Here is a 14432-nt window from a genome sequence, read left to right on the forward strand (position 1 = left end):
CCGACCGTAATACGAGGAGCAATACGTGGCCGCGATCGCCAGGATTCTGGCCCGCCGCACAGCCCTGCTCGTGCCCCTGCTGCTGGGCGTGATCCTGTTCGTCTTCCTGGTGATGCAGTTCTCGGACGCCGATCCGGCCTCCGCGTTCTTCCAGGGAGCGAACCCCACGCCGGAGCAACTGCAGGAGTTCCGCGAGGAGAACGGGCTGCTCGATCCCCTGCCGGTGCGCTACCTGGCGTTCGTCGGGGATCTGCTCCAGGGCGACATGGGCACCAGCGCCCTGCGGCAGACGCCGGTGCTCGACGAGATCGGCACCGCGCTGCCGCTGACCCTGCAGCTGACGTTCATGGGCCTCGCGATCGCCGTCGTCGTGGGTCTGCTGCTCGGCGTCACCGCCGCGATCTACCGCGACCGCATGCCCGACCAGGTGATCCGGGTGATCTCCCTGATCGGGGTGGCGGCGCCCGGGTTCTGGCTGGCCCTCCTGATGATCCAGTACCTGGCCAACGGGCTCGGCTGGTTCCCCTCCGGCGGCTATGTGAATCCGGCGGACTCCTTCAGCGGCTGGCTCAGGACCATGGCCCTGCCCGCCGTTTCGCTCTCCCTGCCGATCGCCGCGCAGCTCACCCGTATCGTCCGTACGGCCGTGGTCGAGGAACTCGACAAGGACTACGTCCGTACGGCGATCGGCAGCGGGCTGCCACCGGTGGTCGTGGTCGGCCGCAATGTGCTGCGCAACGCGCTGATCAATCCGCTGACCGTGCTCGGCCTGCGCGTCGGGTATCTGCTCGGCGGCGCGGTGGTCACCGAGCAGATCTTCCAGCTGCCCGGCATGGGCACCCTGATGATCGACGCGGTCAAGAACGGCGATCCGGCCGTCGTCCAGGGCGCCGTGCTCACCGCGGCCGTGGGCTTCCTGGTGATCAATCTGCTGATCGACATCCTCTATCTCCTGGTGAACCCCCGTCTGAGGAGCGCTGCCTGATGCCGACCGATCAGCCGCAGACTCCGGAGAAGGGCCTGCTCGGCGTGACCCGGCGCCGGAGTCTGACAACTGCCCTGTCCCGCCCGGGTGTCCGGCTCCGCGGCTGGCGCCGGATGCCCCTCAGGTCCCGGATCGCGGTCGGCATCCTGGCCGCGGTGGCCCTCATGGCGGTGTTCGCCCCGCTGCTCGCCCCGCACGACCCGCTCGACCAGGCACCCCGGGTGGACGGCACCGGAGCACCCTCCGGCGAGCACTGGCTCGGCCAGGACCACCTCGGCCGCGACATCCTCAGCCGGCTGATGTACGGAGCGCGGATGTCGCTCCTGATCGGGCTCGGCGCGACCCTGCTCGGCCTCGTCGCCGGCGCGCTGATCGGGGCCGTCGCGGCGACCTCGCGCAAGGCCGTCGACGAGTTCCTGATGCGCTGCCTCGACGTGGTGATGGCCTTCCCCGGTATCGCGCTCGCGGCCGTGCTCATCGCGGTGTTCGAGGGCGGGGTGCCGGTCCTCATCTGCACGATCGCGTTCCTGTACACCCCGCCGATCGCCCGGGTCGTCCGCGCGAATGTGATGGACCAGTACGGCGAGGACTACGTCACCGCCGAACGCGTCATCGGCGCCCGCACCTGGCACATCGTCACCAAGCATGTGGCGGTCAACTGTGCCGCGCCCATCCTGGTGTTCTGCACGGTGCAGGTCGCCGACGCCATGGTCTTCGAGGCGTCCCTGTCCTTCATCGGTGCGGGCGTACGGCCGCCGGACCCGTCCTGGGGCAATGTCATCGCCGACGGCAAGGCCCTGGTCCTGATCGACGGCTGGTGGGCCACCTGGTTCCCCGGCCTCCTGATGGTGATCACCGTCCTGGCCCTGAACATCCTGTCCGAGGGCGTCTCCGACGCCTGGGCGGCGCCCGCGGCCCGTGACGTACCGACGAAGAAGGCACGGACCGAGGACGCCCTGGAGGCCCCCGAGGCCGGCACCGGCGAGATCCTGGAGCTGCCGGGCCTCACCGAGGCGGCGGCCCGCCTGCGCGCCCGCGCCCGGCCACTGCCGGAGGGTGAACCCGTCCTGTCCGTACGCGAGTTGGCCATCGGCTTCGAGGAGCGCCACGGCGGCATCGACATCGTCGACGGCATCAGCTTCGAAATGCGGCCGGGTGAAGTCCTCGGTCTCGTGGGCGAGTCGGGCTGCGGCAAGTCGCTGACCGCGCTGACCGTGATGGGGCTCGAGCCCAAGGGTGCGCGTATCCGCGGCTCGGTGACCTTCGACGGGCAGGAGCTGACCGGTCTGCCGATGCGTGCCCGCCGGCGGCTACTCGGACACGACATGGCGATGATCTACCAGGACGCGCTGTCGTCCCTGAACCCGGCCATGACGATCCGCGCCCAGCTCAAGCAGGTCGTACGGCGGGGAGGGGCCCGCACGTCCGAGGAGCTCCTGAAGCTGGTGGGCCTCGATCCCGAGCGCACCCTGCGCAGCTACCCGCACGAGCTCTCCGGCGGCCAGCGCCAGCGCGTCCTCATCGCGATGGCCCTGTCCCGCAATCCGAAGCTGATCGTGGCCGACGAGCCGACCACCGCGCTCGACGTCACCGTGCAGGCGCAGGTCATCCAGCTGCTCCTTCGCCTGCGCGAGGAGCTGGGTTTCGCGCTGATCCTCGTCTCGCACGATCTGGCGCTGGTCGCCGATGTCACCGACCGGGTGGTGGTGATGTACGGCGGGCAGATCGTCGAGTCCGGTGTCACCGCCGATCTCGTGGAGGCTCCCTCGCACCACTACACGCGGGGGCTGCTCGGGTCGGTGCTCTCGCTGGAGGCCTCGGCGGAACGGCTCACGCAGATCAAGGGTGTGGTGCCCTCCCCCGCCGACTTCCCGGCCGGCTGCCGGTTCGCCGACCGCTGTCCGCTGGCGAGCGAGCTCTGCCGTACGACCGCACCCGGGCTCACCGGGGCGAGCCGGGCGCACGAGGCCGCCTGCCACCATCCGGCGGTACCGCTCACCGTGCCGAAGGCCCGTACAGCCGAGAAGACAGCCGAGGAAGCAGCCGAGGAAAGCGAGGCCGTCAAGTGACGGGCACCACCGAGCAGTTGAGTAGGATCGAAGCGGAAGCCGGCGAACCGCTGATCTCGCTGACCGACGCGCATGTGGTGCACAAGGCGCGCTCGGGAGGCGTCCTGAAGCGCGACCGCGTCTACGCCCTGACCGGCGCGGATCTCACGATCGCGCCGGGTGAGACGGTGGGCGTCGTGGGCGAGTCCGGCTGCGGGAAGTCCACCCTGGCGAAGGTCCTCGTCGGAGTGCAGCGGCCGACCGCGGGCACGGTCGCCTTCCGCGGCCGCGACCTGTGGACGATGAAGCCCGCCGAACGGCGCGCCGCGATCGGCACGCATACGGCGATGATCTTCCAGGATCCGTCCACGGCCCTGAACCGCCGCCTCACCGTCCGCCAGATCCTGCGCGACCCGCTCGACGTGCACCGGCGCGGCTCCCCGGCCCAACGGGAGGAGCGCGTACGGGAGTTGATGAGCCTGGTCGGACTGCCCAAGGTGCTCGCCGACGGGCTGCCGGGCCAGCTCTCCGGCGGCCAGCGCCAGCGCGTGGCGATCGCCCGTGCACTCGCGCTCGAACCCGACCTCGTGGTGGCCGACGAGCCGACCAGCGCGCTCGACGTCTCGGTCCGCGCCCAGATCCTCAACCTCCTTCTCGACCTGAAGGAACGCCTGGGCCTCGCCCTCGTGTTCGTCTCGCACGACATCCAGACGGTCCGGCGGATGAGCGACCGCGTGATCACCATGTATCTCGGCCGGATCGTCGAGGAGTCCCCGGCCGACGAGGTGCTCGACGCCGCGCGCCACCCGTACACACGCGCACTGTTCTCGGCCACGCCCGGTCTGCTCGCGCCCATCGACCCCATCCCGCTGGTCGGCCCGGTGCCGTCCGCCACGCGTCCGCCGTCCGGCTGCCCGTTCCGTACGCGCTGCTGGAAGGCCGACGACGTGTGCGCCGGGACGATGCCCGGGCTCGCCGAGTCCACGACCGCCGGGCACCGCTACCGCTGCCACCACCCCGTGGACGGCGCCCAGTCGACCCACGACCTCGTCCACCAGGCCGCCGCCACGGCCGCGCCTGTCACCACCGAAGACCCGGCCGCCGCCACGGCCGTGAAGGAGACTCGATGACGCTCCCCGCCCCGCTGACCGGTGTCGTACCGCCCGTCTGCACCCCCCTGACACCGGACAACGAGGTGGACACGGCCTCGCTCACCCGTCTCGTGGACCATCTGGTGTCGGCCGGGGTCGACGCCCTGTTCGTGCTCGGCTCGTCCTCCGAGGCCGCGTATCTCCCCGACCGCCACCGCCGTCTCGTGGTCGAGACGGTCGTACGCCATGTCGCCGGCCAACTGCCCATCCTGGCAGGCGCGATCGACATGACGACGCTGCGCGTGCACGACCATGTGGACGCGGTGACGGCGGCGGGCGCGGATGCCGTCGTGGTGACGGCGCCCTTCTACACCCGTACGCATCCGGCGGAGATCTCCCGCCACTTCCGCGAGGTCGCGGCGCACTCCGCCGTCCCGGTGTTCGCCTACGACCAGCCGGCGTCGGTCCCGTTGAAGCTCGACCCGGACCTGATCGTCGAGCTCGCCTCGGACGGCGTGATCGCGGGCCTGAAGGACTCCAGCGGCGACGAGGGCGCCTTCCGCGCCTCCCTCATGGGCACCCGCTCGATGCCCTCCTTCTCGGTCCTGACCGGCTCGGAGCTCACCGTCGACTCGGCGCTCGCGATGGGGGCGCACGGTGTGGTCCCCGGTCTCGGCAACGTGGACCCGGCCGGTTACGTACGCCTGTACCGCGCGGCCCTCGAGGGCGACTGGAAGCGGGCGCTTGCCGAACAGGAGCGCCTGTGCGCCCTGTTCGGCATGGTCGAGGCCGGGGACCCGGCCCGCATGGGCCGCTCGTCCTCGGCACTCGGCGCCTTCAAGGCGGCGCTGCAGCTGCGCGGCGTCATCTCCTGTGCGGCGACGGCGGTTCCTCAGGTACCGCTGTCGCCTTCGGAGGTGGAGCGGGTGGGGAAGTACCTGGCGGCGGCCGGGCTCCTGTAGGGCAGGGCGCACTCATCCTGCGGGCTCACGGACCCGGCGACGCCCTCCCTCCTGGAGCCGATCCGGGTTCCGTCTGCTGGGCGACGTCCCGGGCGCGCACGGCTGTGACAGTTGATACCGCCCGGGCAGACGACTGACAGCGCTCGGGCAAGCAACAGCCCACGGCCCGAGGAGCACGCATGACGGTCACCGCCGACCCTGCCGGCGCAGCCACCGCACCCACCCCGTCCGGGCGGATGCGTGCCGCCTGGAAGCGGGCCCACACCCCGGTGCCGGGTGTCCCCAGGTGGGCACGGATCGCGGCGTACGCCATCCCCTTCACCGTGCTCCCCTCCGGCGCCTGGCGGATCCTGACCGTCGTCTTCCATGTCGGCGACGAGGCCACGCACGGGCGGGGCCAGCTGCCCGACTGGCTGCCCGGGCCGGTGTACATCGTCGCCCTGTCGGTCCTCTCCGAGCTGCTCGCCTTCACCGCCGTAGGGCTGATCGCCGCCTGGGGCGAGGTAGTGCCGCGCTGGATCCCGCTGCTCGGCGGCCGCCGGGTGCCGCCTCTCGCCGCGCTCGTGCCCGCCGCGCTCGGTGCCGTGGTCCTGACCGCTCTGTGGACCGCCGCCTTCGTCACCGAGCTGTCCGGTGTCACGCTCCAGGGCAGGCCGCTGCCCGCCGATTCCCCCACGGTGGCGCTGCACGGCTGGGAACTCGCCTTCTTCCACGCCACCTACCTCCCGCTCCTGCTGTGGGGTCCGCTGCTTGCGGCGGTCTGCTTCGCGTACGGGCGCAGGCGCGGCACCTGGTAGAGGGCTCGCATCCGGCTGGGGGCCCGGTCGCGGGCCCCCAGCCGGGCAACTCACGCTACGGAGCGAGCACGTTCGCCGGGATCCGCCGGAACGCGATCTTCTCGTACGTTCCGGCCACCCCGGTCTCGTACAGGAGACCCACCGTGCGCTCGTCGACCTGTACGAGATCCGAGTAGGCGGCCCTGTCCTGGGACAGCGTGAGGACCTTGGTGAAGGTGGCGCCGCGGTCCCCGCTCGCCCAGACGGCCATCGCCTGCCGCGCGGTCGGCACGGACGGACCCGAGAACAGCAACGGGGCGCCCTTTCCCGCCAGTTGGAGCACACTCGCCTGCACCACCGGCACGTCGTTCAGCGTGGGCTGCACGGCGTACGGCCGGGTCAGTGTGCGGCCGCCGTCGCGCGAGTAGCTGTCGAGGCGGTTGCCGACGCTCGTGCCGTTCTGGTCGCGCGAGCTGAAGTAGAGCCTTCCGTCGGGGAGTTCGGCGGCGAGGGACTCGTTGGAGTTGTCAACCCCGTCGTACGAGTCGTCGACGAAGCCGATCCGCCAGGTCTGCCCGCCGTCGTCGCTGTAGAGCGCGTGCGCCCCGTAGTACTTGGCCTCGGCCCCGGTGTCGGCGGACCCGGCGGGCGGCGCGACGGAGTGGTTCGAGGGGACGACCAGCCGTCCCGCGTACGGACCGCGGGTCAGGGCGACGGCATGGCCGGGACCGGTGGCGTACCAGCGCCAGTCCGCGTGCTTCGTGGCCCCGGTGATGTCGCGCGGCGTGCTGAAGGTGCGACCGTCGTCGCGGCTGGTCTGCACGAAGACCCGGCGGCTCTGCTCGGGCGTCGCCTCGCCCCGCATGATCTGGGCCTCGGTGACCTTCCCGCTGTTGTACGAGGTGAGCAGCACGATCCGGCCGGTGCGCGGGTCGACCACGGGGGCCGGATTGCCCCGGGTGTCGCCGCCGCCGGCCGCGACGACGCTCAGATCGCTCCAGGTGCAGCCGCCGTCGCGGGACCGCTTGACGACCACGTCGATGTTCCCGGTGTCCCCCGCACCGCCCACCCTCCCTTCGGCGAACGCGAGCAGGGTTCCGGCGCGGGTCTCGACGACGGCCGGGATGCGGTACGTGGCGTAGCCGCCCTCGCCCGAGGTGTACGGGACGGAGCCGGTGCACGGGGCCGCCGCGGCGGCCGGGCCCCCGGGCAGCAGCAGTGCGGCGAGGGCGGACGTGACGAGGGCGCCCGCCCACAGGGGTCTGGTGCGCTTCCCCGGCAAGTGTTTCCACAGCGAAGTCATCGTGCTCCTTCGTACAGAACGTAGGACGTAGGACGTTCGATGTCTCGCGTGAACGTAATGGGCCGCAGGAGGTACGGCAATACCTTGGAGCGTTCCGGGACGGAAGCGGTCAGACCCCGGTGTCCCCCGGCGCCACCAACCCCGACTCGTAGGCACAAATGACCAGTTGAGCCCGGTCTCGGACGCCCAGCTTGCCCATGATGCGGCTGACGTGGGTCTTGGCCGTGAGCGGGCTGAGGCCCAACGACTCGGCGATCTCGGTGTTGTTGAGGCCGCGGGCGACCAGGGTGAGCACCTCGCGCTCGCGGTCCGAGAGCCCTTCGGGGCCACCGCTGCGCGGGGTGGCCGGGGCGCGCAGGACGCGGGCGATCAGGCGGGAGGTCGGGCCCGGCGAGAGCAGGGACTCGCCGGCCGCCACCGTGCGGATGGCGTCCAGGAGCTCTCCGGGCTTGGTGTCCTTGACGAGGAAGCCGGAGGCGCCCGCGCGCAGCGCCTCGAGGACATGCTCGTCCGTGTCGTACGTGGTGAGGACCAGGACCTTGACACCCGCGAGGTCCTCGTCGGCGGCGATCAGACGGGTGGCCTCGATGCCGTCGAGATCGGGCATGCGGATGTCCATGACCACCAGGTCGGCCCTTTCGCTGCGGGCCAGTTCGACGGCCTCGCGGCCGGTGCCCGCCTGGCCGACGACCTCCATGTCCATGGCCGACTCGACGAGCATCGCGAACGCCGCGCGCACCAGGCGCTGGTCGTCCGCGAGCAGGACGCGGATGGTCATCGCTTGTTCCCCTCCTCCATGGCGGAGCCCGCAGCGGTCTCCGCATCCCCCGGCGCGCCCGCAAGACGCAGCGGCAGCACCGCCGTCACCGCGAACCCGCCCGCCGCACGCGGTGCCGCGTCCAGCGTGCCGCCCACGCTGCGGACCCGCTCCCGCATGCCGACCAGACCGTATCCGGGTGTGCCGGTGCTCACCGGCGCGGCCCCTTCGGGGCCCTCGTCCTCGACGCTCACCCGCAGCCCCCAGCCGCCCTCGGGCCGCACCCGCACCGCCACCTTCACTCCCGCACCCGCATGCCGTACGGCATTGGTGAGCGCCTCCTGCACGATCCGGTAGACGGCCGCGCCGACCGCGGCCGGCACCTCGCCGACCGTGACGTCCAGGGTCACCTTCGCGCCCGCCGTACGGGCCGATTCGACCAGGTCCGCGAGGCCGCCGAGTCCCGGCAACGGGCCGCGCCCGTCGGGCTGTTCGGCCGCCCGCAGCACTTCGAGCGTGGAGCGCAGCTCGCCGCGGGCCGTACGGCAGGTCTCGGAGATGTCGTCGAGCGCCTTGGAGATCGCCGTACGGTCGAGGCGCTCGGGGTCGACGGTCAGGACGTGCGAGGCGACCGAGGTCTGCACGCCGATGAGGGTGATGGAGTGCGCGAGGATGTCGTGCAGATCGCGGGCGATCCGCAGCCGCTCCTCGGCGACTCTGCGGGCGGCCTCCTCCTCGCGGGTGCGTTCGGCGCGTTCGGCCCGTTCGACGATGGACGCGATGTAGTTGCGGTGGACGCGGACCGCTTCGCCCGCGACGGCGCACGCCATGATCCAGCCGGAGATGCGCAGCAGCTCCATGCCCTCGTGCGGGTTGATCGAGAGCAGCATGATCACGCTCAGCCCGAGCAGGGTCGGGATCACGGTCGCGGTGCGGCGGCGCGGGCCGGCCACCGCGAGCGAGTAGATGGCGACCATCGTCACCGGGATCAGCGCGGAGTGCGCGTTGTCCAGGCGGTGGTAGGTGCCCTCGACGAAGATGAGCGCGACCAGCACGCCCATCGGGTACTGCCGCCGCCAGACCAGCGTCAGCGCGGACAGGGCGAACAGCGTCCAGCCGAGCACGTCCGGCGTGTGCGCGTCGGTGCCCTTGCCCACGAAGCCGAGCGGAATCGAGGCGAGTCCGACCGCCGCCGCGAACAACCAGTCACGGCCGGTGGGCTGCTTGCCGCCGCCGTAACGTTCCCCCTTGGCCATCACGGGGTCCATAGTGTCGGATGCCGGCCTGCGGCCGAACCTCCGGGGGTCGGACCCCCGGAGGTTCGGCCTGGCCCTGCTCAGTGCAGCACCGCCGGTTCGCGGTCCCGGTCGGGCAGTGCGCCGCCGCCCGTCTCGGGCCGCTTCGACAGCGGCCCCGGCCACCAGACCTTCCGGCCGAGCGCCATGCTCGCCGAGGTCACGAGGTAGGTCCGGACGAGGAAGGTGTCGAGCAGCACGCCGACCGCGATCACGAAGCCCATCTCGACGAGCTGGACGAGCGGCATGTTCATCAGGACCCCGAAGGTCGCCGCGAGCACCAGGCCCGCGGAGGCGATCACCGCTCCGGTCGTACGGAGGGCAGTGAGGGCGGCCGTCGGGGTGTCCTGGCCCTTGAGCGCCTCTTCGCGCATCCGGTGCATCAGGAAGATGCCGTAGTCGACGCCGAGTGCGACGAGGAACACGAAGGAGAGCAGCGGCAGTCCGGGGTCGGAGCCCTCGAATCCGAAGACCGGCTCGAAGACCAGACCGCCGATGCCGAGCGCGGCGCCCCACACCGCGACCACCGCGGCGGTGAGCAGCAGCGGGGCCACCAGGGAGCGGAGCAGCACGATCAGGATGAGGAGTACGGAGATCAGCACGATCGGGACGACGACGGTGGTGTCCCGTGCGCTGGTGTCGGACAGGTCGAGCTGCTGGGCGCTGACGCCGCCGACGAGGCTGGTTTCCAGCTTGTCGCGCAGCTCCTCGATGGTGGCGGTCTCGCCGGCCGACTGGGGCGGCGCCTTCGCGATCACCGCGAGCTCCGTCCACGTATCGCTGCTGCGGCCCTGTTCCACGGCGGCCACACCCTTGATCTGCCGTGCCTCGGCGAGGACTTGGGCGGCCTCGCCGGCCGGTGCGAGGACCGTGATCGGCTGCGCGGAACGCTCGGGGAAGGCCTCGGCGAGGGTGGTCATCGCCCGTACGGCCTCGGGGGTCTTGGTGAAGGAGTCCTCCTGCTTGACGCTGCCGCTGAGGTTGAACGCGCCGAGCGCGAGGGCGCCGAGCACGGCGGCGGAGGTGGCGAGCACGGCGAGCGGCCTGCGCTGCACCGAGGAGCCCATCGCGCCGAAGAGCGAACGGCGCTGCTTGGGCTGCGAGCCGAAGGCCGGGATCAGCGGCCAGAAGACGCGGCGGCCGAAGAGGACGAGCAGCGCGGGAAGCAGGGTGATCATGGCGACGAGGGCGCACAGCACACCCACGGCGGCCGTCGGGCCCATGCCGCTGCTGGAGTTGAGGTCGGCGGCGAGCAGGCAGAGCATGCCCACGGCGACCGTTCCCGAGGAGGCGAGGATCGCGGGCCCGCAGCCGCGCAGGGCGGTGGCCATCGCGTCCAACGGGCGTTCCGTGACGCGCAGTTCCTCCCGGTAGCGGGCGATGAGGAGCAGCGCGTAGTCCGTTCCCGCGCCGAACACGAGCACCGTCATGATGCCGGTGGACTGCCCGCTGACGGTGATGTCGAAGGCCTGGTGCAGTCCGTACGTGACGGCCAGGGACAGCGCGTCGGCGACGCCCGCGACGATCAGCGGGACCAGCCACAGGAACGGGCTGCGGTAGATCAGGATGAGCAGGATCGCCACGACGGCGACGGTCGTGTAGAGCAGCGGGCCGTCTAGTGAGTTGAACACCTCGGAGGCGTCGGCGGCGTAGGCCCCCGACCCGCCGACGTCGACGCTCAACCCGCCCTCGCCGTCTGCCACTTCACGTACGGAGGCGACGAAGGCGTCGCGCAGCTTCTCGTCCGTGCCGGGCTCGTTGCTCGCCACCGGATAGAACAGAGTGTCGCCGCCCTTCGCGGGCACGGCTTCGGGTGTGCCGGTCAGTTTGTGCTGTGCGGCGATCTCCTCGACCTGCGCCTGCGCGGTAGCCTTGTCCGCCGCGGTCAGCCCGCCGTCGCGGTGGTAGGCGAGCACCAGCTCGGTGGCTTCACCGCCCGGCATCTGCTCCTGGATCTTGGCGACTCGGGTGGAGTCGGCGCTGGCCGGCAGGTAGTCGACGGCCCGGTCCTGCTGCACGTCCCCGGTCTTCCCGGCGAACGGCATCGCGAGCGCCATGATCGCCACCCACAGCCCGAGCACCACCCATGGCACCGCCCGCCTCCGGCTCCTGCCCTGCGTCTTCCCCGCCATGGCGAGTCCCTCCCTGCGTCCGCTGTCCTTGACGCTCACCAGACTCCCGGCGGACGGGAGGGCTTGCGTCGGACGTGGGGGCGAGTTGGGAGGTACTGCTACGGGCGGCATGCGGGGGCGGTTACTCCCGCGGGAGTACGCGGTGCGTCGTCCCGGGAGTACGCGGTGCGTCGTCCCGGGAGTACGCGGCCTACGAGGGCGTGCGCGCAGCCGCCAGGAGGCGGGTGACGTCGTCGGCCTCCATCGTGAGGGCCGATCCCACCGTGGCGAGCACCTCGCGCTCGGCCGGCGTGTACGGGCCGTCCGCCAGGGCGATCCGCGCCGCCTGCAGAAGGATCGACTCCCGCCCGGGCGCGGCCAGATGCGGCGCCAACGGATCCAGCGCCTCGTGGAGTTCGATCGCGAGCGTGACCCCCGAGGGGTCGCAAGGACCGCCCGGCAGCCGCCCGGTGTCCTCCGCCAGCGCCGCGACCAGCGTCGTCAGCTGGTCCTCCGTGCAGTCGTCGAACCCCGCCGACCGCACCGCACCGACCGCACGCGAAAGCACCGTACGAGAGGAGGTACCGCCCGCCGCGAGCACCGCGAGCGCCACCGTGTGCACCGCGTCCCGCAGCATCGCGGAGAACTTGAGCGTGGTCGGGTGGTCGAGCACATCGCAGCCGAAGTGCTCACGGCACGAGGCGCATTCGACGACGGGCCCCGCCTCGCCGCGCGGCAGCAGCGGCACACCGAGCACCGTGAAACGCCGACGGCCGGTCCTGCGCCGGTAGTTGCGGTCTCCCCCGCACCCCGGGCAGAAGAACTCCCCGTCACCGATGGTGTTCCACGCGGTACGGACACCGCAGATGCGTCCCAGTACGCCGGGGTTTCGACCAATTCGTCCACTGGTCCGCACGCCACACCTCCGTAACGCTTCGGCAACGCTGCCGCGTTGGCGTGATGTTAGCCACATCAGTGATTGCCCGTCAGCACCTGTGACGCCACATTGGCCAAGACCGTGCGTACGCACGTACGGAAAGAGGGCGGGGCCCCGGCCGCCGAGAAGCGGACGGGGCCCCGGTGAAGCCGTGCGGAAGGGGGTCAGCGCGAGGCGCGGTTGACGGCCGAGACGACCGCCTTCAGCGAGGCGCGCGTGGTGTTGGCGTCGATGCCGATGCCCCACAGGACCTTGTCGCCGATCGCGCACTCGATGTACGAGGCGGCCTGCGCGGAGGCGCCCTCGCTCATCGTGTGCTCGGAGTAGTCCAGCAGACGGGCGTCGATGCCGATGCCCTGCAGCGCGTGGAAGAACGCGGAGATCGGACCGTTGCCGGTGCCCACCAGCGTGGTCTCCACGCCGTCCACCTCGGCCTCGACGGTGAGCGTGTCGATGCCGTCGCGGTCGGTCGTGGACTGCCCGTTGCGCACCTGGATACGGCCCCACGGGTTCTGCGGGTTGGGCAGGTACTCGTCGCGGAACGTGGCCCAGATGTCGGCCGGCGTGACCTCGCCGCCCTCGGCGTCCGTCTTGGCCTGAATCAGCTTCGAGAACTCGATCTGCATACGGCGCGGCAGATCCAGCTTGTGGTCGTTCTTCAGGACATAGGCGATACCGCCCTTGCCCGACTGCGAGTTGACCCGGATGACCGCCTCGTAGGAACGGCCCACGTCCTTCGGGTCGATCGGCAGATACGGCACGGCCCACTCGATGTCGTCGACCGTGACGCCCTTCGCGGCCGCGTCGGCCTCCATGGCGTCGAAGCCCTTCTTGATGGCGTCCTGGTGGGAGCCGGAGAAGGACGTGTAGACCAGGTCGCCCACGTACGGGTGGCGGGGGTGGACCTCCATCTGGTTGCAGTACTCCCACGTACGACGGATCTCGTCGATGTCGGAGAAGTCGATCTCGGGGTCGACGCCCTGCGAGAACAGGTTCATGCCCAGCGTCACCAGGTCGACGTTGCCGGTGCGCTCGCCCTGCCCGAACAGGCAGCCCTCGACGCGGTCGGCGCCGGCCATGACCGCCAGTTCCGCGGCGGCGACGGCGGTGCCGCGGTCGTTGTGCGGGTGCACCGACAGGCAGACGTACTCGCGGCGGGACAGATTGCGGCCCATCCACTCGAAGCGGTCCGCGTGCGTGGAGGGGGTCGAACGCTCAACGGTGGCAGGCAGGTTGAGGATGATCTCGCGGCCCGGACCCGGCTGCCATACGTCGCATACGGCTTCGCAGACCTCCAGGGCGAAGTCCAGCTCGGTGTCGGTGAAGATCTCCGGGCTGTACTGGTAGCCGAAGGTGGTGCGCTCGTCGAGCAGCTTCTCGGCGTACTCCATCACCAGCCGCGTGCCGTCCACGGCGATCTGCTTGATGTCTTCCTTCGAGCCGCGGAAGACGACCCGGCGGAAGACCGGCGCGGTCGCGTTGTACAGGTGCAGCGTCGCGCGCTTGGCACCCTTCAGGGACTCCACGGTCCGCTCGATCAGATCCTCACGGGCCTGCGTCAGTACGGAGATCGTGACGTCGTCCGGGATCGCGCCCGGCTCCTCGATGATCGACCGTACGAAGTCGAAGTCGGTCTGGCCCGAGGCAGGGAAGCCGACCTCGATCTCCTTGTAGCCCATCTTGACCAGCTGGTCGAACATCCGGCGCTTGCGCTCGGGCGACATCGGGTCGATCAGTGCCTGGTTGCCGTCGCGCAGATCCGTGGAGAGCCAGCGGGGCGCCTTCGTGATGCGCCGGGACGGCCATGTGCGGTCCGGGATGTCGACCTGCTCGTACTGGCCGTACTTGTGGATCGGCATGCCAGAGGGCTTCTGGTCGTGCGTCGCGTTGGTGATGGGCGTCTCATTGCCTGCGAATGCAGTCATTGCGTAGGGCTCCTCATTGGTCCGCTCGTGGCGGCCGACGGGTCGTAGCGCAACACCAAACTCCGCGGGGAGGGGGTCGGCCTACGTCTTACAGGCCCTCGCCGCGGCAGCTAAGGAGAAGCAGCCCGAAACGCATGATGCCGAGCAGCGTAGCCGAGGCACACGCCGGGCGCGGGACTGTTTCAGTATGCGGGACCGGGAGTACCCATCGAAGACGTATCGGACCAGAGGTGACGAATCCC

At 70.9% G+C, this 14432-nt stretch carries 11 protein-coding genes; 5 read left to right on the top strand and 6 right to left on the bottom strand.

Annotated features, from left to right (window positions below; all coding sequences use genetic code 11):
- Positions 1-25 precede the first annotated feature (25 nt).
- From H9Y04_RS26950 to H9Y04_RS26970, 5 genes are all read left to right on the top strand, one after another.
- A complete protein-coding gene (locus tag H9Y04_RS26950; protein ID WP_187816636.1) occupies positions 26-985 on the top strand; it encodes an ABC transporter permease in 960 nt (319 codons plus the stop codon).
- Positions 985-3054: a dipeptide/oligopeptide/nickel ABC transporter permease/ATP-binding protein gene (locus tag H9Y04_RS26955; protein ID WP_187816637.1), complete on the top strand. Its 2070-nt coding sequence runs from the start codon at positions 985-987 to the stop codon at positions 3052-3054. The genes H9Y04_RS26950 and H9Y04_RS26955 overlap by 1 nt, the downstream gene beginning before the upstream one ends.
- A 53-nt stretch (positions 3055-3107) precedes the next feature.
- Positions 3108-4163, top strand: a complete 1056-nt coding sequence (locus tag H9Y04_RS26960; protein WP_187816795.1) for an oligopeptide/dipeptide ABC transporter ATP-binding protein — start codon at positions 3108-3110, stop codon at positions 4161-4163.
- A complete protein-coding gene (locus tag H9Y04_RS26965; RefSeq protein ID WP_187816638.1) occupies positions 4160-5086 on the top strand; it encodes a dihydrodipicolinate synthase family protein in 927 nt (308 codons plus the stop codon). The genes H9Y04_RS26960 and H9Y04_RS26965 overlap by 4 nt, the downstream gene beginning before the upstream one ends.
- 179 nt (positions 5087-5265) lie before the next feature.
- Complete coding sequence (locus H9Y04_RS26970; protein WP_187816639.1) at positions 5266-5883, top strand: hypothetical protein; 618 nt, start codon at positions 5266-5268, stop codon at positions 5881-5883.
- A 55-nt stretch (positions 5884-5938) separates the two neighbouring features.
- Here the strand turns inward: H9Y04_RS26970 and H9Y04_RS26975 are convergent, their stop codons facing one another.
- The 6 genes from H9Y04_RS26975 to leuA all read right to left on the bottom strand — a co-directional run bounded on the left by H9Y04_RS26975 (position 5939) and on the right by leuA (position 14190).
- Complete coding sequence (locus H9Y04_RS26975; protein WP_187816640.1) at positions 5939-7165, bottom strand: sialidase family protein; 1227 nt, start codon at positions 7163-7165, stop codon at positions 5939-5941.
- A 109-nt stretch (positions 7166-7274) separates the two neighbouring features.
- Positions 7275-7943 (bottom strand): response regulator, encoded by a 669-nt coding sequence (locus H9Y04_RS26980; RefSeq protein ID WP_187816641.1) that lies wholly within the window; start codon positions 7941-7943, stop codon positions 7275-7277.
- Positions 7940-9178, bottom strand: a complete 1239-nt coding sequence (locus tag H9Y04_RS26985; RefSeq protein WP_236071480.1) for a sensor histidine kinase — start codon at positions 9176-9178, stop codon at positions 7940-7942. Before H9Y04_RS26985 ends, H9Y04_RS26980 begins: the two co-directional genes overlap by 4 nt.
- Positions 9179-9258: 80 nt before the next feature.
- Complete coding sequence (locus H9Y04_RS26990; protein WP_187816796.1) at positions 9259-11349, bottom strand: MMPL family transporter; 2091 nt, start codon at positions 11347-11349, stop codon at positions 9259-9261.
- A gap of 190 nt (positions 11350-11539) precedes the next feature.
- Positions 11540-12301 (bottom strand): tellurite resistance TerB family protein, encoded by a 762-nt coding sequence (locus tag H9Y04_RS26995; protein ID WP_187816643.1) that lies wholly within the window; start codon positions 12299-12301, stop codon positions 11540-11542.
- Positions 12302-12429: 128 nt separating this feature from the next.
- Complete coding sequence (leuA, locus tag H9Y04_RS27000; protein ID WP_187816644.1) at positions 12430-14190, bottom strand: 2-isopropylmalate synthase; 1761 nt, start codon at positions 14188-14190, stop codon at positions 12430-12432.
- Between the last annotated feature and the right edge of the window lie 242 nt (positions 14191-14432).

Source organism: Streptomyces polyasparticus (assembly GCF_014493765.1).
Classification (GTDB): Bacteria; Actinomycetota; Actinomycetes; order Streptomycetales; family Streptomycetaceae; genus Streptomyces; species Streptomyces polyasparticus.